The 25,644-nt window shown below is 54.5% G+C and carries 24 protein-coding genes; 16 read left to right on the top strand and 8 right to left on the bottom strand.

The features are described from left to right. Nucleotides 1-242 precede the first annotated feature (242 nt). Nucleotides 243-950 (top strand): FadR/GntR family transcriptional regulator, encoded by a 708-nt coding sequence (locus HCH49_RS21525; RefSeq protein WP_023309775.1) that lies wholly within the window; start codon nt 243-245, stop codon nt 948-950. After that, nucleotides 947-2,380, top strand: a complete 1,434-nt coding sequence (gene mdtD / locus HCH49_RS21520; protein WP_221703325.1) for a multidrug transporter subunit MdtD — start codon at nt 947-949, stop codon at nt 2,378-2,380. Before HCH49_RS21525 ends, mdtD begins: the two co-directional genes overlap by 4 nt. Here mdtD and rbsR read toward each other — a convergent pair. From rbsR to kup, 7 genes are all read right to left on the bottom strand, one after another. Continuing rightward, nucleotides 2,346-3,338 (bottom strand): ribose operon transcriptional repressor RbsR, encoded by a 993-nt coding sequence (gene rbsR, locus HCH49_RS21515; protein ID WP_214539125.1) that lies wholly within the window; start codon nt 3,336-3,338, stop codon nt 2,346-2,348. The genes mdtD and rbsR overlap by 35 nt on opposite strands. A 3-nt stretch (nt 3,339-3,341) precedes the next feature. Next, entirely contained in the window at nt 3,342-4,271 is a 930-nt protein-coding gene (gene rbsK, locus HCH49_RS21510; protein WP_045888276.1) for a ribokinase, read from the bottom strand. A 106-nt stretch (nt 4,272-4,377) separates the two neighbouring features. Continuing rightward, entirely contained in the window at nt 4,378-5,268 is an 891-nt protein-coding gene (gene rbsB / locus HCH49_RS21505) for a ribose ABC transporter substrate-binding protein RbsB (protein WP_010426610.1), read from the bottom strand. 27 nt (nt 5,269-5,295) lie between these two features. After that, nucleotides 5,296-6,261, bottom strand: a complete 966-nt coding sequence (rbsC, locus tag HCH49_RS21500; protein ID WP_006808742.1) for a ribose ABC transporter permease — start codon at nt 6,259-6,261, stop codon at nt 5,296-5,298. A gap of 4 nt (nt 6,262-6,265) precedes the next feature. Then, nucleotides 6,266-7,771 (bottom strand): ribose ABC transporter ATP-binding protein RbsA, encoded by a 1,506-nt coding sequence (rbsA, locus tag HCH49_RS21495; RefSeq protein ID WP_023309779.1) that lies wholly within the window; start codon nt 7,769-7,771, stop codon nt 6,266-6,268. 7 nt (nt 7,772-7,778) lie between these two features. Then, entirely contained in the window at nt 7,779-8,198 is a 420-nt protein-coding gene (gene rbsD, locus HCH49_RS21490) for a D-ribose pyranase (protein ID WP_003862392.1), read from the bottom strand. Nucleotides 8,199-8,395: 197 nt separating this feature from the next. Continuing rightward, nucleotides 8,396-10,264, bottom strand: coding sequence for a low affinity potassium transporter Kup (gene kup / locus HCH49_RS21485; RefSeq protein WP_221703324.1), 1,869 nt, complete (start codon nt 10,262-10,264; stop codon nt 8,396-8,398). A 222-nt stretch (nt 10,265-10,486) separates the two neighbouring features. Here kup and ravA point away from each other — a divergent pair, with 222 nt between their 5' ends. Then, on the top strand, nt 10,487-11,983 hold the full coding sequence (gene ravA / locus HCH49_RS21480) for an ATPase RavA (protein WP_023309782.1): 1,497 nt from the start codon (nt 10,487-10,489) through the stop codon (nt 11,981-11,983). Next, nucleotides 11,977-13,428 carry an ATPase RavA stimulator ViaA gene (gene viaA, locus HCH49_RS21475; RefSeq protein WP_064673014.1) on the top strand — a complete coding sequence of 484 codons (1,452 nt, stop codon included), beginning with the start codon at nt 11,977-11,979 and terminating at the stop codon, nt 13,426-13,428. The genes ravA and viaA overlap by 7 nt, the downstream gene beginning before the upstream one ends. Here the strand turns inward: viaA and asnA are convergent, their stop codons facing one another. Then, nucleotides 13,429-14,421 carry an aspartate--ammonia ligase gene (gene asnA / locus HCH49_RS21470; protein WP_033144365.1) on the bottom strand — a complete coding sequence of 331 codons (993 nt, stop codon included), beginning with the start codon at nt 14,419-14,421 and terminating at the stop codon, nt 13,429-13,431. A 151-nt stretch (nt 14,422-14,572) separates the two neighbouring features. Here asnA and asnC point away from each other — a divergent pair, with 151 nt between their 5' ends. The 12 genes from asnC to atpD all read left to right on the top strand — a co-directional run bounded on the left by asnC (nt 14,573) and on the right by atpD (nt 25,626). Then, nucleotides 14,573-15,031, top strand: coding sequence for a transcriptional regulator AsnC (gene asnC / locus HCH49_RS21465; RefSeq protein ID WP_023333916.1), 459 nt, complete (start codon nt 14,573-14,575; stop codon nt 15,029-15,031). Between the two features lie 90 nt (nt 15,032-15,121). Further along, nucleotides 15,122-15,571: an FMN-binding protein MioC gene (mioC, locus tag HCH49_RS21460; protein ID WP_069303442.1), complete on the top strand. Its 450-nt coding sequence runs from the start codon at nt 15,122-15,124 to the stop codon at nt 15,569-15,571. Nucleotides 15,572-15,945: 374 nt separating this feature from the next. Continuing rightward, entirely contained in the window at nt 15,946-17,835 is a 1,890-nt protein-coding gene (mnmG, locus tag HCH49_RS21455) for a tRNA uridine-5-carboxymethylaminomethyl(34) synthesis enzyme MnmG (protein ID WP_014072433.1), read from the top strand. A 107-nt stretch (nt 17,836-17,942) separates the two neighbouring features. Then, nucleotides 17,943-18,566 carry a 16S rRNA (guanine(527)-N(7))-methyltransferase RsmG gene (rsmG, locus tag HCH49_RS21450; protein ID WP_023309787.1) on the top strand — a complete coding sequence of 208 codons (624 nt, stop codon included), beginning with the start codon at nt 17,943-17,945 and terminating at the stop codon, nt 18,564-18,566. Between the two features lie 616 nt (nt 18,567-19,182). Then, on the top strand, nt 19,183-19,563 hold the full coding sequence (gene atpI, locus HCH49_RS21445) for a F0F1 ATP synthase subunit I (RefSeq protein ID WP_008500194.1): 381 nt from the start codon (nt 19,183-19,185) through the stop codon (nt 19,561-19,563). A gap of 8 nt (nt 19,564-19,571) precedes the next feature. Then, nucleotides 19,572-20,387 (top strand): F0F1 ATP synthase subunit A, encoded by an 816-nt coding sequence (atpB, locus tag HCH49_RS21440; protein WP_023309789.1) that lies wholly within the window; start codon nt 19,572-19,574, stop codon nt 20,385-20,387. A gap of 49 nt (nt 20,388-20,436) precedes the next feature. Then, on the top strand, nt 20,437-20,676 hold the full coding sequence (gene atpE, locus HCH49_RS21435; RefSeq protein WP_000429386.1) for a F0F1 ATP synthase subunit C: 240 nt from the start codon (nt 20,437-20,439) through the stop codon (nt 20,674-20,676). Between the two features lie 48 nt (nt 20,677-20,724). After that, on the top strand, nt 20,725-21,195 hold the full coding sequence (gene atpF, locus HCH49_RS21430; RefSeq protein ID WP_014072436.1) for a F0F1 ATP synthase subunit B: 471 nt from the start codon (nt 20,725-20,727) through the stop codon (nt 21,193-21,195). A 14-nt stretch (nt 21,196-21,209) separates the two neighbouring features. Next, nucleotides 21,210-21,743, top strand: a complete 534-nt coding sequence (gene atpH, locus HCH49_RS21425) for a F0F1 ATP synthase subunit delta (protein ID WP_023309790.1) — start codon at nt 21,210-21,212, stop codon at nt 21,741-21,743. A gap of 12 nt (nt 21,744-21,755) precedes the next feature. Beyond that, nucleotides 21,756-23,297 (top strand): F0F1 ATP synthase subunit alpha, encoded by a 1,542-nt coding sequence (gene atpA / locus HCH49_RS21420; RefSeq protein WP_006808751.1) that lies wholly within the window; start codon nt 21,756-21,758, stop codon nt 23,295-23,297. Between the two features lie 51 nt (nt 23,298-23,348). Continuing rightward, complete coding sequence (atpG, locus tag HCH49_RS21415; RefSeq protein ID WP_008500191.1) at nt 23,349-24,212, top strand: F0F1 ATP synthase subunit gamma; 864 nt, start codon at nt 23,349-23,351, stop codon at nt 24,210-24,212. 31 nt (nt 24,213-24,243) lie between these two features. Next, nucleotides 24,244-25,626, top strand: coding sequence for a F0F1 ATP synthase subunit beta (gene atpD, locus HCH49_RS21410; RefSeq protein WP_006177559.1), 1,383 nt, complete (start codon nt 24,244-24,246; stop codon nt 25,624-25,626). Nucleotides 25,627-25,644 lie beyond the last annotated feature (18 nt).

The raw sequence follows: 25,644 nt of genomic DNA, 5'->3' as shown, positions 1-25,644 counted from the left end.
TTAATTTCGCTTTTCTCTGCTGACCCGGCGGCGTGTGTGCCGTTGTTCCGTGTCAGTGGAGGCGCATTATAGGGAGTTATTCCGACGTGACAAGAGGAAATTTAAAAAAAGTTTCCATCCGCGTTTTTTTTCACCAACAGAGATGAAATCAAGCTACAAATTGTTCTATTTGATGTATCTGCAACCACAATCACATTCGAGGTGGCATAATTATCAGCATGAATCTTTAAGGAATAAAAGCGATGCCATTAAGCGCACAACAGCTGGCCGCCCAAAAAAACCTGTCGTACGTGCTGGCAGAAAAGCTGGCTCAGCGGATTTTAGCGGGTAAATATGCCCCAGGTAGCATCCTGCCGGGTGAGATGGAGCTGGGTGAGCAGTTTGGGGTGAGCCGTACCGCCGTGCGCGAAGCGGTGAAAACCCTAACGGCAAAAGGTATGGTGCTTCCACGCCCTCGCATTGGCACACGCGTGATGCCACAGAGTAACTGGAATTTTCTCGATCAGGAGCTGCTCTCCTGGTGGATGACGGAAGATAACTTTCATCAGGTCGTCGATCACTTTCTGGTGATGCGCAGCAGCCTTGAACCTCAGGCATGCCTGCTTGCCGCCACGCTAGGAACAGCAGAGCAGAAAGCGCAGCTTAACGCATTGATGGAAGAGATGGTGTTCCTGAAAAAACACTTCAACCGCGAACGCTGGGTTGAGGTCGATATGGCCTGGCATGAACACATCTATATGATGAGCGCCAATCCGTTCCTCACCTCTTTTGCCTCTTTATTTCATTCGGTGTATCACACTTACTTTACCTCTATTACACAAAACGAAGTGGTAAAACTGGATTTGCACCAGGCGATAGTTGATGCCATCCAGGAAAGCGACGGGCAGCGAGCCCTGAGTGCGTGCCAGGCATTGCTGGCCGCGCCAACCCACCAGCAGGTAAATAAATGACAACGAAAAAAGCGCGCAGCATGGCCGGATTGCCGTGGATTGCAGCCATGGCGTTTTTTATGCAGGCACTGGATGCCACCATCCTCAACACAGCGCTTCCCGCTATAGCGCAAAGCCTTAACCGCTCCCCGCTGGCGATGCAGTCCGCCATCATCAGCTACACCCTGACGGTCGCAATGTTAATTCCGGTCAGCGGCTGGCTGGCCGACCGCTTTGGCACCCGCAGAGTTTTCATGCTGGCCGTAACGCTCTTTACGCTCGGTTCGCTGGCCTGTGCGCTCTCCTCATCCTTAACGGAGCTGGTTATCTTCCGCGTATTGCAGGGCATTGGCGGCGCGATGATGATGCCGGTGGCGCGCCTTGCTTTGCTGCGGGCCTACCCCAGGAGCGAACTGCTTCCCGTACTCAACTTCGTCACCATGCCGGGCCTGGTCGGCCCGATTCTTGGCCCGGTACTCGGTGGCGTGTTTGTCACCTGGGCAAGCTGGCACTGGATCTTCCTGATTAATATTCCAATTGGCGTTGCGGGGCTGCTGTATGCCCGCAAATATATGCCGAACTTCACCACGCCAAGGCGCAGCTTCGATATGGGCGGCTTTTTCCTGTTTGGCCTGAGCCTGGTGTTATTCTCCAGCGGGATGGAGCTGTTTGGCGAGAAGATCGTCGCGACGTGGTTAGCGCTCTCCGTTATCCTCGGCGGTATTCTGTTATTCCTTCTTTATATACGTCACGCGCGCCGTCACCCGACGCCGTTAATCTCCCTGGGGCTCTTTAACACCAGAACGTTTTCCGTTGGGATTGCAGGGAACATTGCGTCTCGTCTGGGGACGGGCTGTGTGCCGTTCCTGATGCCATTGATGCTGCAGGTGGGTTTTGGCTACCCGGCACTGATTGCTGGCTGCATGATGGCGCCCACGGCGATGGGCTCGATTCTGGCAAAATCAACCGTGACACAGGTGCTGCGCTGGTTTGGCTATCGTAAGACGCTGGTTGGCGTGACGGTCTTTATCGGTCTGATGATTGCGCAGTTCTCGCTGCAATCCGCCGCGTTACCCGTCTGGATGCTGATCCTGCCGCTGTTTGTGTTGGGCATGGCGATGTCGACGCAGTTCACGTCGATGAACACCATCACCCTCGCCGACCTGACTGACGAGAACGCCAGCAGCGGCAACAGCGTGCTGGCGGTAACGCAACAGCTGTCGATCAGTTTAGGGGTTGCCGTGAGTGCAGCGGTGCTGAGGTTTTATGAGGATTTTGACAGCGCGAATACCGTTGAGCAGTTCCACTATACCTTTATCACCATGGGCGCACTTACCGTGGTATCGGCGCTGGTCTTTATGCTGTTAAAACCAAAAGACGGCCGAAACCTGATTAAAGAGCGTCACAAAGAGAAAGCTAAACCGAACCGCGTTCCATCAGAACAGGAGTAAGCTGCAGCCGTTGCTGCTGCAGCGTGGGCTGCGCCATACGGTGGATCAACACATCGATGGCCAGCTCGCCCAGTTCATCCTTCGGCTGATGAATAGTGGTCAGCGGCGGCGTCATGTAGCTGGCCAGTTCGATATCGTCATAGCCAATCACCGCCATATCATCCGGCACGCGTAGCCCCGCCTGATACAACGCCTGGTAGGCACCAAACGCCATCGCGTCGTTACCAATAAAGACCGCCTGCGGGAGCTGCGCTTGCGCCAGCAGTTTCTGCATCGCCTCGAAGCCGCCGTTAAATTCAAAGTCGCCGGTGATCCGGTAACCATCAGGAATGGCAAGCCCCGCTCGCTCCATGGCGGAGAGATACCCTTCCAGACGCAAACGCGCCGGAGTTTTATCCAGCGGCCCCGTAATACAGGCAATGCGAGTGTGTCCTTTATCAATCAGGTACTGAGTCGCCATATCGCCGCCCAGCAGGGAGTTATCCTGAATGAGATCGCTGGTTCCGTCGAACGGCGCCCAGTCCATCATCACGGTGGGAATCGAAGGATAACGCTGGATGATCTCTTTCGAGGGCTGGTGCGTTTCGGTGCAGAGCAGCAGTAGCCCGTCGACGCGTTTTTGCATCAGCGTTTCCAGGTTACGATTCATGCGCTGCTCGTCACCCTCGGTATTGCACAGCACCAGGCTGTAGCCACGCTCGAAGCAGCTGCGCTCCACGCCGCGAACCAGTTCTGAATAAAAGGGGTTGGTACTGGCGGTGATCAGCATACCGATGGTGCGCGTCTGGTTGAGCTTAAGACTGCGCGCCAGCGCAGACGGCGCATAGTTGAGTTCTTTTACCGCAGCTTCGACTTTCTCCCGAATCGCCTCGCTGACGAAGCGATCGTTGTTTATAACGTGGGAGACCGTCGAGGTAGAAACGCCCGCCATGCGGGCGACATCTTTCATTGTGGCCAAGCGTTACCCCTGCTGACTTAAGAATTCATCGATCTCTTTACGCCACGGAACGGAAGGCTGGGCGCCTTTGCGCGTCACCGCAATCGCGGCAGCAGCGTGTGCGAAGCGAATTGCGTCATCCATTCTCTTGCCTTCCAGCAGCGCGGTGACCAGTGCACCGTTGAAGGTATCTCCCGCTGCGATGGTATCAATCGCTTTGACCTTAAAGCCCGGCACGCGACGGCCTTCGCCATTAACGCTTGCCCACACCCCACGGCTACCAAGGGTGATAATCACGGTACCGATGCCCTTATCATGCAGCGCACGCGCGGCTCGCGCGGCATCGTCATCATTTTCTACGCGAATGCCCGTCAGCTTTTCGGCTTCGGTTTCGTTCGGCGTAATGATGTCCACCAGCGCCAGCAGCTCGTCTGATAATACACGGGCCGGGGCCGGGTTAAGTACGACAGTGGTATGATTTTCATGCGCAATTTTCGCGGCAGCCAGCACGCTTTCAACCGGTGACTCCAGTTGCATGAGCAGGGCTTCCGCTCCGGCGATGATGGCACGTTGCGCTTCTACGCGCTCCGTCGTCAGCGCAGCGTTAGCACCCGCATGAATACCGATGACATTCTCACCTTCAGCGTTGACGAAAATCAGCGCCACGCCGGTCGATTCCCCTGCAACAACGCTGACCGGTGCGACGTTAATGTTGTCGCTCGCCAGCTGTTTGCGTACGCGCTCACCGGTATCGTCATCCCCCGTGCAGGCGATAAACGCAATATTCGCCCCGCTGCGACCGGCAGCGACGGCCTGGTTGGCACCTTTACCGCCAAATGCCACCTGATACTGGTTACCCGTGACGGTTTCGCCCGGTGCAGGGAACGATTCAAGGTTAAGAATGTGATCGGCATTGATACTGCCAAGGACGACGAGGTTGCCTGCGGTTTTCATGGTTGGGTTGTCCATCTGAGAGCGCCACCGGTGTTACCCGGTGGCGTATGCCACACTTTTCTTTATTGGTGTCCCTCAGGCAGCCAGCGACTGCCTGATTCGCCTTTTACTGCTTGATGACCAGCTTCAGGTCAACTGGGTATTTAGCCTGAACTTTTTCGCCCTTCAGCACTTTGTCGGCAGTTTCAACGCCAGTGGCGCCAATCTGCTCAGGCAGCTGAGCGATGGTCGCAGCCAGTTTGCCATCGTTTACTGCTTTTTCACCATCCGGCGTACCGTCAAATCCGACAACCATCACATCAGATTTACCTGCGGTCTGCAGGGCACGCAGCGCGCCGAGCGCCATTTCGTCATTCTGCGCGAACACGGCCTGCACGTCAGGGTGTGCGGTCAGCAGGTTCTGCATAACGTTCAGACCTTTAGTACGGTCGAAGTCTGCCGGCTGGCTGGCCAGCACGTTGAATTTGTGTGCAGCCACAGCCTGCTGGAAGCCTTCACCACGCTCGCGAGCTGCGGAAGTTCCGGCAATCCCCTGCAGTTCGATAACCTTCGCGCCTTCACCGGCTTTCTTCGCGATGTAATCACCCGCGATTTTGCCGCCCAGCACGTTATCAGACGCAATGTGGCTAACAACTTCGCCTTTCGTTGCCTGGCGGTCCAGAGTAATCACCGGAATTTTCGCCTGGTTTGCCATTTTAACTGCGTTACCTACGGCGTCAGAATCGGTTGGGTTGATCAGCAGAATTTTGGTGCCGCGAACGGTTAAGTCCTGAACGTTAGCCAGCTCTTTCGCCGGGTTGTTCTGTGAATCCAGTACCACCAGGTTGTAGCCCAGTTTGTCCGCTTCTTTCTGCGCACCGTCCTTCAGGGAGACGAAGAACGGGTTGTTCAGGGTAGAGACAACCAGCGCGATGGTATCTTTCGCCATGGCGTTAGCACTTACGGTTGCGCTCAGCGCGACAGCAGAAACCAGGGTAGCCAGTTTTTTCATGTTCATATCTAAGATGTCCTGTAGTGTCGTCAGTTACTGTTTTTTGTTGTCTACCAGTACCGCCAGCAAAATCACCACTGCCTTAACGATCATCTGGTAATAGGAGGAAACACCTAACAAATTCAAACCATTATTCAGGAAACCGAGAATCAGTGCGCCGATCAATGTCCCAACAATGCGACCTTTACCGCCCGCAAGACTCGTACCGCCCAGAACCACTGCTGCGATAGCATCCAGCTCATACCCCGTACCCGCCGTCGGCTGCGCAGAAGAGAGGCGCGCCACTTCGATGATACCTGCCAGCGATGCCAGCAGACCGCACAGGGAGTAAACGATAATTTTGACTTTATTAACGCTGATCCCGGACAGGCGCGTTGCCGCTTCGTTACCGCCCAGCGCGTAAATATAACGGCCCAGACGGGTGTGGTGCAGCATGTACCACGCCGCCAGGAAGACGATAGCCATGATCCAGACCGGGGTCGGAACACCCAGCGGGCGACCGATACCGAACCAGCCAAACAGATCCGCGTTATCGGTAAAGCCGGTATTAACCGGGCTACCGTTGGTGTATACCATGGTCACACCGCGCAGCAGCAGCATCATCACCAGCGTGGCGATAAACGCCTGAACGCGGCCTTTTGCCACAATCACGCCTGTTACGGCGCCAATCGCCGCGCCTGCCGCCAGGGCAGCGGCCACGGCCACCAGCGCGTTGACTTCAATGCCGACAATCGAAGCGGCGATCGCGCCGGTGAGCGCCAGCAGGGAACCGACGGACAGATCGATACCTGAGGTCAAAATCACCAGCGTCATGCCGACCGCCATAATGGCGTTCACCGATGTTTGCTGCAGAATGTTGAACAGGTTATTAACGGTGAAAAAGTTCGGGCTCATGGTCGACACAATCGCGATCAGCACCAGCAGGGCAATCAGCGATTTTTGTTCCATCAGCCATGCCTTTGTGAAATAGCGGCGACCAGAAACAGCCTGGGTAGTCATCTTCTTACTCCTGATTCACGCGATTAAGCTTGCCCACAGCGGCAGCCATCAGAACTTCCTGGGTGGCCTGCTCGCGAGTGAATTCACCGCCGAGATGCCCTTCATGCATGACGATAATGCGATCGCTCATGCCTAATACTTCTGGCATCTCGGAAGAGACCAGAATGATGCTCAGACCGTCGGCCTTGAACTGGTTAATCAGCTGGTAGATCTCTTTCTTCGCGCCCACGTCTACGCCGCGGGTTGGCTCATCGAGGATCAGCACTTTCGGGCGCGTCATCAGCCCGCGCGCAATCGCCACTTTCTGCTGATTACCGCCGGACAACAGGCCAATCGCCTGCTCCATCGACGGGGTTTTGACGTTAAAGAGACGGATAAAATCGCTGACCGCCTGCTGCTCATCTTTATGCTTCAGGCTACCGCCGCTATGGCTGAAATAGCGCAGCGCCGTCAGGGACATGTTCTCTTTAACCGACATCCCCAGCACCAGGCCGTCGCGTTTGCGGTCTTCGGAGATATAAACGATGCCGTTAGCCAGACCATCCTGCGGAGAGCGGGTGACCACTTCATGACCGTCGAGGGTGACATAACCGCTGGTGCGCGGCAGTGCGCCGTACAACACTTTCATCAGCTCGGTACGTCCGGCCCCCATCAGGCCCGCCACGCCCAGGATCTCGCCCTGGCGCAGGGTAAAGGTCACGTCGTTCACACCCGGACCGCAGAGGTTGTCCACCTTCAGGCGGATCTCACCCGGCGCTTTCTCCAGATGCGGATACTGATCTTCGAGCTTGCGTCCCACCATCATTTCGATGAGCGTATCTTCGGTCAGCGTGGCGACTTCGCGCTCGGCAATAAACTGCCCGTCGCGGAAGACGGTAACGTCATCGCAGATTTCGAAGATCTCTTTCATGCGGTGAGAGATATAGACAATCCCGCGCCCCTGCGACTTCAGCTCGCGGATCACGCGGAACAGGGATTCCGTTTCGGTATCGGTCAGGGCGTCGGTCGGTTCATCCATAATGATGACCTTCGACTCAAAGCTCAGCACCTTCGCGATTTCCACCATCTGCTGATCGCCAATGGACAGATCGCCGACCAGGCGGTCACTCTTAAAGCGCAGGTTCAGCTTCGCCAGCAGCTTGTCCGCTTCGGCATACATGGTTTTCCAGTCGATTTTGCCGAACCGGTTAACAAACTCGCGGCCGAGGAAGATGTTTTCCGCAATGGTGAGCTGCGGGATCAGGTTCAGCTCCTGGTGAATAATACCGATACCCGCTTCCTGAGAAGATTTTGGGCCATTGAAGGTAGTCTCTTTACCCAGCCAGACGAGTGAACCGGCATCGCGTTGATAGATACCGGTCAGCACTTTCATCATGGTGGATTTGCCGGCACCGTTTTCGCCCACCAGCGCCATCACGCGCCCGGGGTAGACGTTCAGCGCCGCGCCGGAGAGGGCTTTTACGCCCGGGAACGACTTATCGATCCCTTTGAGTTGCAGTAATGCGTCCATGATGGCCTCAGAAGGTGACGCCAGCACAGAGAATGATATTCGCATACGGGGAACACTCCCCGCTGCGAATCACCGCCTGACTGTCTGCGGTTTGTTGTTTGAACTGTTCGTGCGTCGTGTAACGAATTTCTATGGTGTTTCCCTGGTGTTGTTGCAGTTGCTCAATATGGCTGAGCAACGTTTCGTGGAGTTGCGGATTATGTTGTTTGATTTCCGCCGCGAGAATGGCTGCCTCAACCTGCATCTCCGCCGTCACAACTTCCAGTACCTGCATAAACGAGGGTACACCCTGCGTTAACGCCATATCGATACGGGTTGTGCTGCGCGGAACCGGTAAGCCTGCATCGCAAACCACCAGCGTATCGGTATGCCCAAGACGGGAAATAACCGATGAGATTTCTGAGTTGAGTACCGTGCCTTTCTTCATTTTCTTGCTCCACTAGCGAAACGTTTCGCTGACATCAGTTTAATCTCAAGAATGTTCAGAAAACCATCATGACGTAACAGATTTGTGATCGACGTCGAAACGTTTCGCTAAGTGAAATGCAGAGACAATTATTGTGGGTTGGCGAGGGGTTTGGTAGGCCGGGTAAGCGAAGCGCCACCCGGCATTTTCAGAAGGGATTAGATCTCGACCTGCGTCCCCAGCTCAATCACGCGGTTAGGCGGGATTTCAAACTGGTCAGGCGCGCGCAGGGCGTTACGCTGCAGGATGAGGTACAGCTTGCCGCGCAGGCGCAGATACCACGGACGCTTGCCGATGATTAGCGACTCGTGCGACATAAAGAACGACGTCTCCATCATCCGGCAGCTCAGTCCTTCCAGGCCGCAGCGGTGGAACACCTCTTCCACGTTTGGCGTTTCGCGCCAGCCGTAGCTTGCCACCACGCGCCAGAAGGTCGGCGACAGCTGCTCAATCTGCACGCGACGGACGTTATGAACATACGGCGCATCTTCCGTGCGCAGCGTCAGCAGGATCACCCGCTCGTGCAGCACCTTGTTGTGCTTGAGGTTATGCATCAGCGCGAACGGAATGACGTTCAGCGCGCGTGACATATATACCGCAGTACCCGGCACGCGGACCGGCGGGGATTTCTCCAGAGAAGCGATCATCGCCTCCAGAGAATTGCCGTGCTCGTGCATGCGGCGCAGCAGGCGGAAACGCTCGCTTTTCCATGTGGTCATGACGATGAACATCACCAGACCCAGCGTCAGCGGCAGCCAGCCACCGGAGACAATTTTATCGAGGTTCGCTGAGAACAGCGGTACGTCGATACACAGGAAGCCCACCAGAATCATCGCCACGAGGAATTTATTCCAGTGCCAGTTTCGGTACGCCACCGTGGTGGAGAGAAGCGATGTCAGCACCATCGTACCGGTTACCGCAATACCGTACGCCGCCGCCAGGTTACTGGAGTGCTCGAAGCTGACGATAACAATAACAACAGCGAAATAGAGGAGCCAGTTAACGAACGGGATGTAGATCTGGCCCGACTCCATCTCTGAAGTATGAATGATGCGCATTGGCGAGAGATACCCCAGACGCACGGCCTGGCGCGTCAGAGAAAACACGCCGGAAATCACCGCCTGGGAGGCAATGACGGTCGCCAGCGTCGCCAGGATCAGCATCGGCACCAGCGCCCAGTCGGGCGCCAGCAGGAAGAACGGGTTCTTGATCGCTTCCGGGTTTTTAAGCAACAGCGCGCCCTGACCGAAATAGTTCAGCACCAGCGACGGCAGCACCACAATAAACCATGCCACGCGGATAGGCAGTTTCCCGAAGTGGCCCATGTCAGCATACAGCGCTTCCACACCGGTGATGGAGAGCACGACGGCCCCCAGCGCCACGAAGGAAACCACTTTGTATTCGAGGAAGAAATGCACCGCCCAGTAAGGGTTCAGCGCATGCAGCACTTCAGGGTTCGCAATAATGCTGCGCAAGCCAAGCGCCGCCAGGATCAGGAACCAGGCCAGCATAATCGGCGCGAACAGTTTGCCCACCAGCCCTGTACCGTGCTTCTGGATCATGAACAGCAGCGTCAGGACAATAATGGCCAGCGGAACCACCCATGAATCGAGCTGCGGAGCGATAATCTCCAGCCCCTCAATCGCCGACAGCACCGAGATAGCCGGCGTTATCACCACTTCCCCGTAGAAGAAACTGCCGCCAATCAGGCCGATAATGACCAGCACTGAGGTCATACTGGCCGAGGTATTGCGCCCGGCAAGGGACATCAGGGTCAGGATCCCACCTTCACCTGCGTTATCTGCACGCATAACGAAGGAGAGGTATTTAACGGAAACCACCAGAATCAGCAGCCAGAAAATGAGGGACAGGAAGCCAAACACGGCATCGCGTTCAACACCAAAACCAAACTGGCCGGACAGACATTCACGAAGCGTATAAAGCGGGCTGGTGCCGATATCACCGTAGACAACCCCGATCGCCGCAAGCGTTATTGCGGGTAATGATTGCTTATTATCAGTGCTCATAGACTAGTCTTTTCGTTTAAATAACAAATGTGTTCCCGGTCCCTTGGCCCACAAAAAGCGCACAGTATGCACGATTCATTGCAAAATCGTACCCCTAAATGCAACCGCATTAATGTAGCGCAAAGAAAATTGCGCCGCACTTCAGTCTATTACCAGCCCTGACTGAAACGTCTATACTCGCTTCAATTGGCCGCCACGACGGCGAAAGGATGCAAAACTATTATGGCTCACTCACATTTATTAGCAGAAAGAATTTCCCGCCTCAGCAGCGCGCTGGAGAAAGGCCTTTTCGAGCGTAGCCACGCCATCCGCCTCTGTTTACTGGCGGCGTTGAGCGGTGAAAGCGTGTTTTTGCTGGGACCGCCGGGCATTGCCAAAAGCCTGATTGCCCGCAGGCTGAAATTTGCTTTTCAGAACGCCCGCGCCTTCGAATATCTCATGACCCGGTTTTCCACCCCAGAAGAAGTTTTTGGTCCGCTCTCCATTCAGGCATTGAAAGATGAGGGGCGCTATCAGCGTCTGACGGAAGGGTATCTTCCGGAGGCTGAGATTGTTTTTCTCGATGAGATCTGGAAAGCGGGGCCGGCTATTCTGAACACCCTGCTCACGGCGATAAACGAACGTCGGTTCCGTAACGGCGCCAGTGAAGAGAAAATCCCGATGCGCCTGCTGGTGGCCGCCTCTAACGAACTGCCTGAAGCCGACAGCAGTCTGGAAGCGCTGTATGACCGTATGCTTATCCGCCTGTGGCTGGACAAAGTGCAGGATAAATCCAACTTCCGCTCCATGCTGGTCAGCCAGCAGGATGAAAGTGAAAACCCGGTATCCGCTTCGCTGCAGGTAACGGATGAGGAGTATCACCAGTGGCAGCAGGATATCGGCAAAATCAAACTGCCAGACGCCGTCTTCGAGCTGATCTATCTCCTGCGCCAGCAGCTTGATCTCATTCCTTCAGCGCCCTATGTCTCCGATCGCCGGTGGAAAAAAGCAATCCGCCTGCTGCAGGCCAGCGCCCTGTTCAGCGGGCGTGATGCCGTTGCGCCAATCGATCTGATCCTGCTGAAAGACTGCCTCTGGCACGATGCAGAGGGCATGAACCTGATGCAGCAGCAGCTTGACGTTTTGATGACCGGACACGCCTGGGGACAGCAGGCAATGCTCAACCAGCTGGGGGCGATTGCCCAGCGGCGCATCCAGCTCCAGCAGCAGCAAAGCGATAAAACCGCGCTGAAAGTGAATCGCCTTGGGGGCATGTTCGCCCGCAAACCGCACTACGAGCTTCCCGCGGATCTGACCGGCGCAACGCTAACGCTGCTGCTCCAGCAGCCGCTTAAACTGCATGATATGCAGGTGGTGCACATTACGATTGAGCGCGAGGCGCTGGCGCAGTGGCTGGATAAGGGCGGAGAGATCCGAGGAAAACTCAACGGCATTGGTTTCGCGCAGCCGCTGAATATGGAAGTGGACAGCAGCCAGCACCTGGTGATCCGCGACGTCAGCCTCCAGGGATCGCGTCTTGCGCTGCCGGGAACCGCCTCTGACAGCGTCCCCGAAGAGATTAAGCAGCAGCTGGAAGCGCTGGATACCGAATGGCATCAGCAGCACACCCGCTTTAGCGAGCAGCAAAAATGCCTCTTTATTCATAGCGACTGGTTAGGCCGCATCGAAGCCAGCCTGCAGGACGTCAGCGCGCAGATCAAACAGGCGCGTCAATGCTAACGCTGGATACGCTTAACGTCATGCTGGCCGTCAGCGAGGAGGGGTTGATCGAAGAAGTGGTCATTACCCTTCTGGCGTCGCCGCAGCTGGCGGCGTTTTTTGAAAAATTTCCAAAGCTTAAAAAGGCGATGACGGACGATCTTCCGCGCTGGCGGGAAAATTTGCGTCAGCGGTTCAGGGAGACCGAAGTTCCCCCTGAGTTAACGGAAGAGGTGTCCTGCTATCAGCAGTGCCAGCGGCTCTCCACGTCGCAGTTTATCGTCCAGCTCCCGCAAACCCTGACGTTGCTCGATAACGTCCACTCTCCGTTTGCCAGCCAGGCCCGGGCGCTGGTCACGGATAACGCCACCTTTACCCCCGCACTACATACCCTTTTCTTACAGCGCTGGCGTCTCAGCCTGGTGGTTCAGGCCACAACGCTGAACCAGCAGCTGCTGGATGAAGAGCGTGAACAACTGCTCAGTGAAGTTCAGGAACGGATGACGCTGAGCGGCCAGCTAGAACAGGTGCTGGTGGAGAATGAAAACGCCGCAGGGCGTCTGTGGGATATGAGCGCCGGCCAGCTCCGGCGCGGGGATTATCAGCTGATCGTCAAATACGGCGATTTTCTGGCGCAGCAGCCCGAGCTGATGAAGCTTGCAGAACAGCTGGGTCGCTCAAGGGAGGCAAAGTCGGTCCCAAAGAAAGATGCCCCGATGGAAACCTTCCGCACCCTGGTGCGCGAACCGGCTACCGTGCCGGAGCAGGTCGACGGGCTCCAGCAGAGCGATGACATTTTACGCCTGCTGCCCACGGAACTGAGCACGCTGGGGATGACCGAGCTGGAGTATGAGTTCTATCGTCGGCTGGTGGAAAAACAGCTTCTCACCTACCGACTGCACGGCGAAGCCTGGCGCGAGAAAGTCAGCCAACGGCCGGTCGTCCATCAGGATTTTGATGAACAGCCGCGCGGGCCATTCATTGTTTGCGTGGATACGTCCGGTTCGATGGGCGGGTTTAACGAGCAGTGCGCGAAGGCGTTCTGTCTGGCACTGATGCGCGTGGCGCTGGCCGATCGTCGTCGCTGCTTCATCATGCTCTTCTCCAGCGAGGTGGTGGGCTATGAGCTGACGAATCAGCAGGGTATCGAGCAGGCAATCCGCTTCCTGAGCCAGCGCTTTCGCGGCGGCACGGATCTGGCCAGCTGCTTTCGCAGCATTGTGGAGCGTATGCAGGGAGGCGACTGGTACGACGCTGACGCGGTGGTGATTTCCGATTTTATTGCCCAGCGGCTGCCGGATGACGTAGTGAATAAGGTAAAGGAGTTACAGCGGGTACACCAGCACCGATTTCATGCGGTGGCGATGTCAGCCCATGGAAAACCCGGCATCATGCGCATCTTCGATCATATCTGGCGCTTTGATACCGGGCTGCGTAGCCGCCTGCTCAGACGCTGGCAGCGTTAATTACAGAAGAGAACAGACGCTTTCACGTACCTGCTGCGGCCAGACGCCACACTGAACCTGACCGATATGGGGTAATTGCAGCAGCAGCATGGTCAGACGGGACTGGCCGATACCGCCGCCGATCGTCTGAGGCATTTCACCGCGCAGCAGCGCCTGGTGCCACTCGAGTTTGAGACGATCTTCATCGCCGGTGACCGCCAGCTGGCGCTTCAGCGCGTCAGCATCCACGCGGATCCCCATAGAAGAGAGCTCGAATGCGTCTTCCAGTACCGGGTTCCACACCAGAATATCGCCGTTCAGCCCGGCAAATTCGCCCTCACCCGCAGTGCTCCAGTCATCATAATCCGGCGCGCGAACGTCGTGGCGTTTGCCATCAGACAGCTTGCCGCCGATACCGATCAGGAATACTGCACCTAATTCTTTTGCGATCGCACGCTCCCGGCCTTTAGCATCGAGATCCGGAAAGCGGCTCAGCAATTCCTGACTGTGAACAAAGTGGATCGTATCCGGCAGGAACGGTGCCAGACCAAACTCTTTGCTCACGGCCGCTTCGGTCGCTTTGATCCCTGCGTAGATCGCTTCAACGGTAGATTTCAGCGTGCCGACGTGACGTTCACCATCACCCATTACGCGCTCCCAGTCCCACTGGTCAACGTAAACGGAATGAATCGGTGAAAGGCGGTCTTCATCGGGACGAAGGGCTTTCATGTGCGTGTAAAGCCCTTCGCCCGCGCTGAAGTCGTGCTGTCCCAGGGTTTGACGCTTCCACTTCGCCAGTGAATGAACCACTTCGAACTGAGCGTCTGGCAGTGTTTTCACTTTTACCTGTACCGCTTTTTCGCATCCAGAGAGGTTATCCTGCGTCCCGTCACCCACGCGGCTCAGAATCGGCGCCTGAACTTCAATAAGGCCAAGCTTCTCTTCCAGCTGGCGGGAAAAATGGGATTTTACGAAACTGATCTGGCGTTGTTTTGCGATGTAAGCGGTTTTCATTATTTATACTCCTGCGTCCTGTTGATATTGATTAAGCAACAGAAATGGCATCATATTCAATAACTCATCAACAAAAAGCCACCTTCACTTTTGATTCGATAAATTTAAACGCTAGAATAGAGTGATTCATTAATCTTCATAAGAAAAAGCTATGGAAAATTATCAGATCGACAATCTCGACCGCGGCATTCTGGAGGCGTTAATGGCCAATGCCCGTACCGCCTACGCCGAGCTGGCGAAACAGTTTGGCGTCAGCCCGGGAACCATTCACGTCCGCGTAGAGAAGATGAAGCAGGCGGGGATCATTACCGGCGCACGCATTGACGTCAGTCCTAAACATCTCGGTTACGACGTCTGCTGCTTCATCGGCATCATTCTTAAAAGCGCCAAAGACTACCCTTCCGCTCTGGCGAAGCTGAACGCGCTGGATGAAGTCACCGAGGCGTATTACACCACCGGGCATTACAGCATCTTTATTAAAGTCATGTGCCGATCCATCGACGCCCTCCAGCAAGTACTTATCAACAAGATCCAAACAATCGATGAAATTCAGTCCACCGAGACGCTGATCTCCCTGCAAAACCCGATCATGCGTACCATCCGCCCGTGATCGGGCAAATTCATTCCCACATTTTCCACAGGTAGATCCCAGCTCGTTCACAGCGTACAATGGCCGTCTCTTTATCTGGGCGAGCGATCAATGGCGGACATTACCCTTATCAGCGGCAGCACCCTTGGTGGTGCGGAATACGTAGCGGAACACCTGGCTGAAAAGCTGGAAGATGCGGGCTTTTCTACAGAAACCCTGCACGGTCCGTTGCTTGAAGATCTCCCGACTGACGGGGTCTGGCTGCTGATCACCTCCACGCACGGCGCGGGCGATCTGCCGGATAACCTGCAACCTTTATATGACGAACTGCTGGAACAGCAGCCCGACCTGTCAAACGTCCGTTTTGGCGCGGTGGGGATCGGCAGTCGTGAATATGACACCTTTTGCGGGGCAATAGAGAAAGTTGAAGCCGCTGTTACCTCTTGTGGAGCAAAACAGCTGGGTGAAACGCTCAAGATCAACATCCTCGATCATGACATTCCGGAGGATCCAGCCGAGATCTGGCTCGCGGAATGGAAAAATTTACTCAAAAACGAGTAAAGATCGCGCGAACAGATGTGGATAACTCTGGTTAAAAGCTCGTATTAACCCGTAGTTATCCAAAGAACAACTGTTGTGTTGTTTTTGACCTGTGCATAAAATCGCGATCTGATCCCAGCTTATACTGCCCAGGATCACCGATCATTCACAGCAAACGATCCTTTCTAACTGCATGATCTTCTTTGTGAGATCGGACTTATCCACACAGGTTCACGATCCTAATAAGAGATCACAATAGAACAGATCTCTAAATAAAAAGATCTTCTTTTTAATAGCCCAGGATCCCAATGCTTTCTCGAAAGACTAAAGTTGAGTAGAATCCACGGCCCGGGCTTCAATCCATTTTCATACCGCTTTACGCGAGGCAGACCACCATGTTTTATCAGGATCCTTTTGACGTCATCATCATTGGCGGGGGTCATGCAGGCACTGAGGCCGCAATGGCCGCAGCGCGTATGGGTCAGCAGACCCTGCTTTTGACACACAATATCGACACGCTGGGACAAATGTCCTGTAATCCGGCGATTGGCGGCATTGGGAAAGGACACCTGGTAAAAGAAGTGGATGCACTTGGCGGCCTGATGGCGAAAGCGATCGATCATGCTGGCATCCAGTTTAGGATACTAAACGCGAGTAAAGGTCCCGCTGTGCGTGCGACCCGTGCCCAGGCAGACCGCGTGCTTTACCGTCAGGCTGTGCGTACCGCCCTGGAGAACCAGCCGAACCTGATGATCTTCCAGCAGGCGGTTGAAGATCTTATCGTTGAGAACGATCGCGTCGTGGGCGCCGTGACCCAGATGGGTCTCAAATTCCGTGCGAAAGCCGTGGTGCTGACCGTGGGCACCTTCCTGGACGGTAAAATTCATATCGGTCTGGATAACTACAGCGGTGGCCGTGCCGGCGATCCCCCGTCTATTCCACTGTCTCGCCGTCTGCGTGAACTGCCGCTGCGCGTCAGCCGCCTGAAAACCGGCACGCCGCCGCGTATTGATGCGCGCACCATTGATTTCAGCGTGCTGGCACAACAGCACGGTGATAACCCCATGCCGGTTTTCTCGTTCATGGGCAATGCGGCACAGCATCCTCAGCAGGTACCGTGCTATATCACGCATACCAACGAGAAAACCCATGACGTGATCCGCAATAACCTCGATCGCAGCCCCATGTATGCCGGCGTGATCGAAGGGATCGGCCCACGCTACTGTCCGTCGATCGAAGACAAAGTGATGCGCTTTGCCGATCGTAACCAGCACCAGATCTTCCTGGAGCCGGAAGGGCTGACCTCAAACGAAATTTACCCGAACGGCATCTCCACCAGCCTGCCGTTCGATGTGCAGATGCAAATTGTTCGCTCAATGCAGGGGATGGAGAATGCGAAAATCGTTCGTCCCGGCTACGCTATTGAGTACGATTTCTTCGATCCACGCGACCTGAAGCCAACCCTGGAAAGCAAATTCATCCACGGTCTGTTCTTCGCGGGGCAGATTAACGGCACTACCGGCTACGAAGAAGCGGCTGCACAGGGCCTGCTTGCCGGTCTGAACGCCGCACGCTTCTCTGCTGAGAAAGAGGGCTGGGCACCAGGCCGTTCTCAGGCGTATCTGGGCGTGCTGGTTGACGATCTCTGCACGCTGGGTACCAAAGAGCCGTACCGTATGTTTACCTCTCGCGCGGAATATCGCCTGATGCTGCGTGAAGATAACGCCGACCTGCGTCTGACCGAAATGGGCCGCGAGCTGGGTCTGGTCGATGACGAGCGCTGGGCGCGCTTCAACGAAAAGCTGGAGCGCATTGAACAGGAACGCCAGCGCCTGAAAACCACCTGGGTGAATCCGCAGGCGGAAACCGCTGCCGAAGTAAACGCTCACTTAACAGCGCCGCTGTCGCGCGAAGCCAGCGGGGAAGATCTGCTGCGCCGTCCTGAAGTCACCTACGAGAACCTGGTCAAACTGACCGCGTTTGCGCCGGGCCTGGAAGACGCTGAAGCGGCAGAGCAGGTTGAGATCCAGGTGAAGTACGAAGGTTACATCGCGCGTCAGCAGGATGAGATCGAAAAACAGCAGCGTAACGAAAACACGCTGCTGCCGGAAATGCTGGACTACCGCCAGGTGACGGGCCTTTCCAACGAAGTGATCGCCAAGCTGAACGATCACAAACCGGTATCGATCGGCCAGGCATCCCGTATCTCCGGCGTCACGCCTGCGGCGATTTCCATTCTGCTGGTCTGGCTGAAAAAGCAGGGCATGCTGCGCCGCAGCGCGTAATGCCCAGAACATTGCCCGGTGGCGCTGCGCTTACCGGGCCTGATGAACCCGTAGGGCGGGTAAGCGAAGCGCCACCCGCCATCTAAGTTTTCCAACAGGTATTCACCGTGCTCAACAAACTCTCTCGTCTGCTGGATCAGGCAGGTATTTCGCTCACCGATCACCAGAAAAATCAGCTGGTGGCCTATGTCGATATGCTGAACAAATGGAACAAAGCGTACAACCTGACTTCAGTACGTGACCCCAACGAGATGCTGGTACGCCATATTCTCGATAGCATCGTGGTTGCCCCGTGGCTGAAAGGTGAGCGTTTCATCGACGTGGGGACGGGACCAGGTTTACCGGGCGTTCCGCTGTCGATTGTTCGCCCTGAGAGCCACTTCACGCTACTGGACAGCCTCGGCAAGCGCGTGCGCTTTTTACGTCAGGTACAGCATGAGCTGAAGCTTGAGAACATCACGCCCGTGCAGAGCAGGGTAGAGGAGTTCCCGGCAGAGCCGCCGTTTGACGGGGTTATCAGCCGCGCGTTTGCTTCACTCAATGACATGGTGAGCTGGTGTAAGCACTTGCCTGCAGAGAATGGCCGCTTTTATGCGCTGAAAGGGCAGTTGCCAGGCGATGAAATTGAACAGCTCCCGGACGGTTTTGCTGTTGAATCCATCGAGAAATTACACATTCCTCAGCTCGATGGGGAGCGTCATCTGGTGATAATTAAGCCAAACAATTTTTAAAAAATTAATAAAAAATGTGGAATTTGTGCTGTTCTTAGCATGTTAAAAAACAGCACAAAGACAGAGGATTTACCGTCGGGCTTTTAACCTCTTTTTCACTAAGGTTTTTCTTATGGTTAACCTGGCGACTTTTATTCACCGCGAAGATAGTCATCTGTGAAAATATAAGTCTGCTAAAAGTGGAAGGCAGTAACCAGAACGCAATGTTAATTATTTATTAAGAATGTCAATAAAACGTTTTTATTGTGTACTGGGCTGTTTTGAAAATAGTTACGGTATTTTGCGTTTAATTTCATAAAGATAAATTTGCGCGATTTGCGCCTTTGATAAATACAACCTTATCGCAAATGTGTGTTTTGTGATCTCGTGCACGCTTTATCGCCAACGTTTTCGCGCTGTTTGCAGTTTTGGTCGAAGGTTGACGCTTTCAGCGAAAGTTAAAAAATAGCGGTGGGGAAAAATATTTAAACATTTATTCACCTTTTCGCTACTTAATGTTTGAAATCACGGGTGCGCACCGTATAATTTGACCGCTTTTTGATGCTTGACTCTGAGCCTTAAAGGACGTTTTATACGACACGCGGCATACCTCGAAGGGAGCAGGAGTAAAAACGTGATGTCTGTGTCGCTCTTGAGTAGAAACGTTGCTCGTAAGCTTCTGTTCATTCAGTTTCTGGCTGTGATAGCAAGTGGACTGCTGTTTAGCCTCAAAGACCCCTTCTGGGGCATCTCCGCCGTGTGCGGGGGTTTGGCGGTTGTGCTGCCAAACGTGTTGTTTATGATTTTTGCCTGGCGTCATCAGGCGCATACACCTGCCAAAGGCCGCGTGGCCTGGTCCTTCGCCCTCGGCGAAGTGTGTAAGGTGTTGCTGACCTTTGCTCTACTGGTGATGGCGCTGGCGGTTTTGAAAGTGGTCTTCATGCCGCTGATAGCAACGTGGGTTTTGGTGCTGGTGGTACAAGTTCTGGCTCCAGCTGTAATCAATAACAAAGGGTAAAAGGCATCATGGCTTCAGAAAATATGACGCCGCAGGATTACATAGGTCACCATCTGAATAACCTTCAGCTGGACCTGCGTACATTCTCGCTGGTGGATCCACATAACCCCCCGGCCACCTTCTGGACGATCAACATCGACTCCATGTTCTTCTCGGTGGTTTTGGGTCTTCTGTTCCTGGCCATGTTCCGCGGTGTTGCTAAACGAGCGACCAGCGGTGTACCAGGGAAATTCCAGACTTTCATCGAAATGATCATCGGCTTCGTCCATGGCAGCGTCAAAGACATGTACCATGGCAAGAGCAAGCTGATTGCTCCGCTGGCCCTGACCGTGTTCGTTTGGGTCTTCCTGATGAACCTGATGGACCTGCTGCCAATCGATCTGCTGCCGTTCATCGGTGAGCACATCTTCGGCCTGCCTGCGCTGCGTGTTGTACCGTCTGCGGACGTGAACATCACCCTGTCGATGGCGCTGGGCGTATTTATCCTGATTCTTTTCTACAGCATCAAAATGAAAGGCGTAAGCGGCTTTGTGAAAGAGCTTACCTTGCAGCCGTTCAACCACTGGGCGTTTATTCCGGTCAACCTGATCCTGGAAGGCGTTAGCCTGCTGTCCAAACCTGTTTCACTGGGTCTGCGACTGTTCGGCAACATGTATGCGGGTGAGCTGATTTTCATTCTGATCGCGGGTCTTCTGCCGTGGTGGTCACAGTGGATTCTGAATGTGCCATGGGCCATTTTCCACATCCTGATCATAACGCTGCAAGCCTTTATCTTCATGGTTCTGACGATCGTCTATCTGTCGATGGCGTCTGAAGAGCACTGATTTTTTACCAACACTACTACGTTTTAATTGAAACAAACTGGAGACTGTCATGGAAAACCTGAATATGGATCTGCTGTACATGGCTGCCGCTGTGATGATGGGTCTGGCGGCTATCGGTGCTGCGATCGGTATCGGCATCCTCGGGGGCAAATTCCTGGAAGGCGCAGCGCGTCAACCTGATCTGATTCCTCTGCTGCGTACTCAGTTCTTTATCGTTATGGGTCTGGTGGATGCTATCCCAATGATCGCTGTAGGTCTGGGTCTGTACGTGATGTTTGCTGTCGCGTAGTAGTAGTTTTAAAACCCTAAGCCACAGAAATTAAAGAGGTATTGTGCTGTGAACATGAACGCAACAATCCTCGGCCAGGCCATCGCGTTTATTCTCTTTGTCTGGTTCTGCATGAAGTATGTATGGCCGCCTTTAATGGCTGCCATCGAAAAACGTCAGAAAGAAATTGCTGACGGTCTGGCTTCCGCAGAACGCGCTAAGAAAGATTTGGACCTTGCACAGGCCAACGCGACAGACCAGCTGAAAAAAGCGAAAGCTGAAGCTCAGGTAATCATTGAACAGGCTAACAAACGCCGTTCTCAGATCCTGGACGAAGCCAAAGCTGAAGCAGAACAGGAACGTACTAAGATCGTGACACAGGCTCAGGCAGAAATTGATGCTGAGCGTAAACGTGCTCGTGAAGAACTGCGTAAGCAGGTTGCGATTCTGGCTGTTGCTGGCGCCGAGAAGATCATCGAACGTTCCGTGGATGAAGCTGCTAACAGCGACATCGTGGACAAACTTGTCGCTGAACTGTAAGGAGGGAGGGGCTGATGTCTGAATTTGTTACGGTAGCTCGCCCCTACGCCAAAGCAGCTTTTGACTTTGCTGTCGAACACCAAAATGTCGATCGCTGGCAGGATATGCTGGCGTTTGCCGCTGAGGTGACGAAAAACGAACAAATGGCTGAGTTGCTTTCCGGTGCGTTAGCACCTGAAACTCTCGCCGCGTCGTTTATCGCCGTGTGCGGAGAGCAACTGGATGCCAACGGCCAGAACCTGATTAAGGTGATGGCAGAAAATGGTCGTCTCCGTGTGCTCCCGGATGTTCTCGAGCAGTTTGAGCACTTACGTGCCCTTAGTGAAGCAACCGCTGAAGTCGAAGTGACTTCTGCGACTGAACTGAGTAATGAACAGCTTGCGAAAATCACCGCCGCGATGGAAAAACGTCTGTCACGCAAAGTTAAGCTGAATTGCAAAATCGATAAGTCTGTAATGGCAGGCGTAATCATCCGTTCGGGTGATATGGTCATTGATGGCAGCGTACGCGGCCGTCTTGAACGCCTTGCAGACGTCTTGCAGTCTTAAGGGGACTGGAGCATGCAACTGAATTCCACCGAAATCAGCGAACTGATCAAGCAGCGCATTGCTCAGTTCAGTGTTGTGAGTGAAGCTCACAACGAAGGTACTATTGTTTCTGTAAGTGACGGTGTTATCCGCATCCACGGCCTGGCCGATTGTATGCAGGGTGAGATGATTTCCCTGCCGGGTAACCGTTACGCTATCGCACTGAACCTGGAGCGCGACTCCGTAGGTGCAGTTGTGATGGGTCCATACGCTGACCTCGCCGAAGGCATGAAGGTTAAGTGTACTGGCCGTATTCTGGAAGTGCCGGTTGGCCGTGGCCTGCTGGGTCGCGTTGTTAACACCCTGGGTGCGCCAATCGACGGTAAAGGTCCGGTTGAGCACGATGGCTTCTCCCCAATCGAAGTTATCGCACCAGGCGTTATCGACCGTCAGTCCGTAGATCAGCCTGTTCAGACAGGTTATAAGTCCGTTGATGCCATGATCCCAATCGGTCGTGGTCAGCGTGAACTGATCATCGGTGACCGTCAGACCGGTAAAACCGCGATGGCTATCGACGCCATCATCAACCAGCGTGACTCCGGTATCAAATGCGTGTACGTGGCCATCGGCCAGAAAGCGTCCACCATTTCCAACGTGGTTCGTAAACTGGAAGAGCACGGTGCACTGTCTAACACCATCGTTGTGGTAGCAACCGCGTCTGAATCCGCTGCACTGCAATACCTGGCGCCATACGCCGGTTGCGCAATGGGCGAATACTTCCGTGACCGCGGTGAAGATGCGCTGATCGTATACGATGACCTGTCTAAACAGGCTGTTGCTTATCGTCAGGTTTCCCTGCTGCTCCGTCGTCCACCTGGACGTGAAGCGTTCCCTGGCGACGTATTCTACCTCCACTCTCGTCTGCTGGAGCGTGCTTCCCGCGTTAACGCGGAATACGTCGAGAACTTCACCAAAGGTGAAGTGAAGGGTAAAACGGGCTCTCTGACCGCTCTGCCGATCATTGAAACCCAGGCGGGCGACGTTTCTGCGTTCGTTCCGACCAACGTAATCTCCATTACCGATGGTCAGATCTTCCTGGAAACCAACCTGTTTAACTCCGGTATTCGTCCGGCGGTTAACCCGGGTATCTCCGTATCCCGTGTTGGTGGTGCTGCTCAGACCAAGATCATCAAGAAACTGTCCGGTGGTATCCGTACCGCGCTGGCACAGTATCGTGAACTGGCTGCGTTCTCTCAGTTCGCATCCGATCTGGACGAAGCAACCCGTAAACAGCTGAGCCACGGTCAGAAAGTGACTGAGCTGCTGAAGCAGAAACAGTACGCACCAATGTCTGTTGCTCAGCAGGGCTTGGTACTGTTCGCGGCTGAACGCGGTTACCTCGAAGATGTGGAACTGGCGAAAATCGGTAGCTTCGAAGCCGCTCTGCTGGCTTACGTCGACCGTGATCACGCTCCGCTGATGCAAGAGATCAACCAGACCGGTGGCTATAACGACGAAATCGAAGGCAAGCTGAAAGCTATCCTCGATTCCTTCAAAGCAACCCAATCCTGGTAATCGTCCGGCGGCTTGTCTCAGGACAAGCCGCCTGGCATTGAGGAGAAGCTCATGGCCGGCGCAAAAGAGATACGTAGTAAGATCGCAAGCGTCCAGAACACGCAAAAGATCACTAAAGCGATGGAGATGGTCGCCGCTTCCAAAATGCGTAAATCGCAGGATCGCATGGCGGCCAGCCGTCCTTATGCAGAAACCATGCGCAAAGTGATTGGTCACCTTGCAAACGGTAATCTGGAATATAAGCACCCTTACCTGGAAGAACGCGACGTTAAGCGCGTGGGCTACCTGGTGGTGTCGACCGACCGTGGTCTGTGTGGCGGCTTGAACATTAACCTGTTCAAAAAACTGCTGGCGGATATGAAAGCATGGTCTGAAAAAGGCGTTCAGTGCGATATCGCAATGATCGGCTCTAAAGGCGTCTCTTTCTTTAACTCCGTTGGTGGCAACATTGTCGCTCAGGTGACCGGTATGGGTGATAACCCGTCCCTGTCCGAACTGATCGGCCCGGTTAAAGTGATGTTGCAGGCCTATGATGAAGGCCGTCTGGACAGACTGTACGTTGTCAGCAACAAATTCATTAACACCATGTCTCAGGTTCCAACGCTCACTCAGATGCTGCCGTTACCGGCATCAGAAGATGACGAGCTGAAGCAAAAAGCCTGGGATTACCTGTATGAACCCGATCCGAAACCGCTGCTGGATACCCTGCTGCGTCGTTACGTTGAATCTCAGGTTTATCAGGGCGTTGTAGAAAACCTGGCCAGCGAGCAGGCCGCACGAATGGTGGCGATGAAAGCCGCGACCGATAATGGCGGCAGCCTGATTAAAGAGCTGCAGTTGGTTTACAACAAAGCTCGTCAGGCCAGCATTACTCAGGAACTCACCGAGATCGTCTCGGGGGCCGCCGCGGTTTAACCAGGTTTACGAATTACGTAGAGGATTCAAGATGGCTACTGGAAAGATTGTCCAGGTAATCGGCGCCGTGGTGGACGTCGAGTTCCCTCAGGACGCCGTACCACGCGTGTACGACGCGCTTGAGGTACAGAATGGTAACGAGAGCCTGGTGCTGGAAGTTCAGCAGCAGCTCGGCGGCGGTATCGTGCGTACCATCGCTATGGGTTCTTCCGACGGTCTGCGTCGTGGTCTGGAAGTAAAAGACCTTGAGCACCCGATCGAAGTCCCGGTAGGTAAAGCAACACTGGGTCGTATCATGAACGTATTGGGTCAGCCAATCGACATGAAAGGCGACATCGGTGAAGAAGAGCGTTGGGCTATCCACCGCGCGGCACCTTCCTACGAAGAGCTGTCCAGCTCTCAGGAACTGCTGGAAACCGGTATCAAAGTTATCGACCTGATGTGTCCGTTCGCGAAGGGCGGTAAAGTCGGTCTGTTCGGTGGTGCGGGTGTTGGTAAAACCGTAAACATGATGGAGCTGATCCGTAACATCGCGATCGAGCACTCCGGTTACTCCGTGTTTGCGGGCGTAGGTGAACGTACTCGTGAGGGTAACGATTTCTACCACGAAATGACCGACTCCAACGTTCTGGACAAAGTATCCCTGGTTTACGGCCAGATGAACGAGCCACCTGGAAACCGTTTGCGCGTTGCGCTGACCGGTCTGACGATGGCTGAGAAGTTCCGTGATGAAGGCCGTGACGTTCTGCTGTTCGTTGATAACATCTACCGTTACACCCTGGCCGGTACGGAAGTATCTGCACTGCTGGGTCGTATGCCTTCAGCGGTAGGTTATCAGCCTACGCTGGCGGAAGAGATGGGTGTTCTTCAGGAACGTATCACCTCTACCAAAACCGGTTCTATCACCTCCGTTCAGGCGGTATACGTACCTGCGGATGACTTGACTGACCCATCTCCAGCAACCACCTTTGCGCACTTAGATGCAACCGTGGTACTGAGCCGTCAGATCGCGTCTCTGGGTATCTACCCGGCCGTTGACCCGCTGGACTCCACCAGCCGTCAGCTGGATCCACTGGTTGTTGGTCAGGAACACTACGACACCGCGCGTGGCGTACAGTCCCTGCTGCAGCGTTACCAGGAACTGAAAGACATCATCGCCATCCTGGGTATGGATGAACTGTCTGAAGAAGACAAACTGGTGGTAGCACGTGCGCGTAAGATCCAGCGCTTCCTGTCCCAGCCGTTCTTCGTTGCGGAAGTATTCACCGGTTCTCCGGGTAAATACGTTTCCCTGAAAGACACCATCCGTGGCTTTAAAGGCATCATGGAAGGCGAATACGATCACCTGCCGGAGCAGGCGTTCTACATGGTTGGTTCCATCGACGAAGCCGTGGAAAAAGCCAAAAAACTTTAACGCCTTAATCGGAGGGTG

This window comes from Enterobacter sp. Y17 (assembly GCF_019730495.1).
In the GTDB taxonomy this organism is placed as follows: Bacteria; Pseudomonadota; Gammaproteobacteria; order Enterobacterales; family Enterobacteriaceae; genus Enterobacter; species Enterobacter asburiae_B.
Note: the sequence above shows the minus strand (reverse complement) of the source record. Positions and strands in the feature narration are given on the sequence as shown.

Coding starts and splice junctions, on each gene's coding strand:
- atpE (WP_000429386.1), top strand. CDS start 20,437: ATGGAAAACCTGAATATGGATCTGCTGTACATGGCTGCCGCTGTGATG.
- atpB (WP_023309789.1), top strand. CDS start 19,572: ATGGCTTCAGAAAATATGACGCCGCAGGATTACATAGGTCACCATCTG.
- mdtD (WP_221703325.1), top strand. CDS start 947: ATGACAACGAAAAAAGCGCGCAGCATGGCCGGATTGCCGTGGATTGCA.
- HCH49_RS21525 (WP_023309775.1), top strand. CDS start 243: ATGCCATTAAGCGCACAACAGCTGGCCGCCCAAAAAAACCTGTCGTAC.
- atpA (WP_006808751.1), top strand. CDS start 21,756: ATGCAACTGAATTCCACCGAAATCAGCGAACTGATCAAGCAGCGCATT.
- ravA (WP_023309782.1), top strand. CDS start 10,487: ATGGCTCACTCACATTTATTAGCAGAAAGAATTTCCCGCCTCAGCAGC.
- atpD (WP_006177559.1), top strand. CDS start 24,244: ATGGCTACTGGAAAGATTGTCCAGGTAATCGGCGCCGTGGTGGACGTC.
- rbsB (WP_010426610.1), bottom strand. CDS start 5,268: ATGAACATGAAAAAACTGGCTACCCTGGTTTCTGCTGTCGCGCTGAGC.
- atpG (WP_008500191.1), top strand. CDS start 23,349: ATGGCCGGCGCAAAAGAGATACGTAGTAAGATCGCAAGCGTCCAGAAC.
- rbsK (WP_045888276.1), bottom strand. CDS start 4,271: ATGAAAACCGCAGGCAACCTCGTCGTCCTTGGCAGTATCAATGCCGAT.
- rbsD (WP_003862392.1), bottom strand. CDS start 8,198: ATGAAGAAAGGCACGGTACTCAACTCAGAAATCTCATCGGTTATTTCC.
- rbsC (WP_006808742.1), bottom strand. CDS start 6,261: ATGACTACCCAGGCTGTTTCTGGTCGCCGCTATTTCACAAAGGCATGG.
- rbsA (WP_023309779.1), bottom strand. CDS start 7,771: ATGGACGCATTACTGCAACTCAAAGGGATCGATAAGTCGTTCCCGGGC.
- mnmG (WP_014072433.1), top strand. CDS start 15,946: ATGTTTTATCAGGATCCTTTTGACGTCATCATCATTGGCGGGGGTCAT.
- atpH (WP_023309790.1), top strand. CDS start 21,210: ATGTCTGAATTTGTTACGGTAGCTCGCCCCTACGCCAAAGCAGCTTTT.
- mioC (WP_069303442.1), top strand. CDS start 15,122: ATGGCGGACATTACCCTTATCAGCGGCAGCACCCTTGGTGGTGCGGAA.
- asnA (WP_033144365.1), bottom strand. CDS start 14,421: ATGAAAACCGCTTACATCGCAAAACAACGCCAGATCAGTTTCGTAAAA.
- atpI (WP_008500194.1), top strand. CDS start 19,183: ATGTCTGTGTCGCTCTTGAGTAGAAACGTTGCTCGTAAGCTTCTGTTC.
- viaA (WP_064673014.1), top strand. CDS start 11,977: ATGCTAACGCTGGATACGCTTAACGTCATGCTGGCCGTCAGCGAGGAG.
- asnC (WP_023333916.1), top strand. CDS start 14,573: ATGGAAAATTATCAGATCGACAATCTCGACCGCGGCATTCTGGAGGCG.
- kup (WP_221703324.1), bottom strand. CDS start 10,264: ATGAGCACTGATAATAAGCAATCATTACCCGCAATAACGCTTGCGGCG.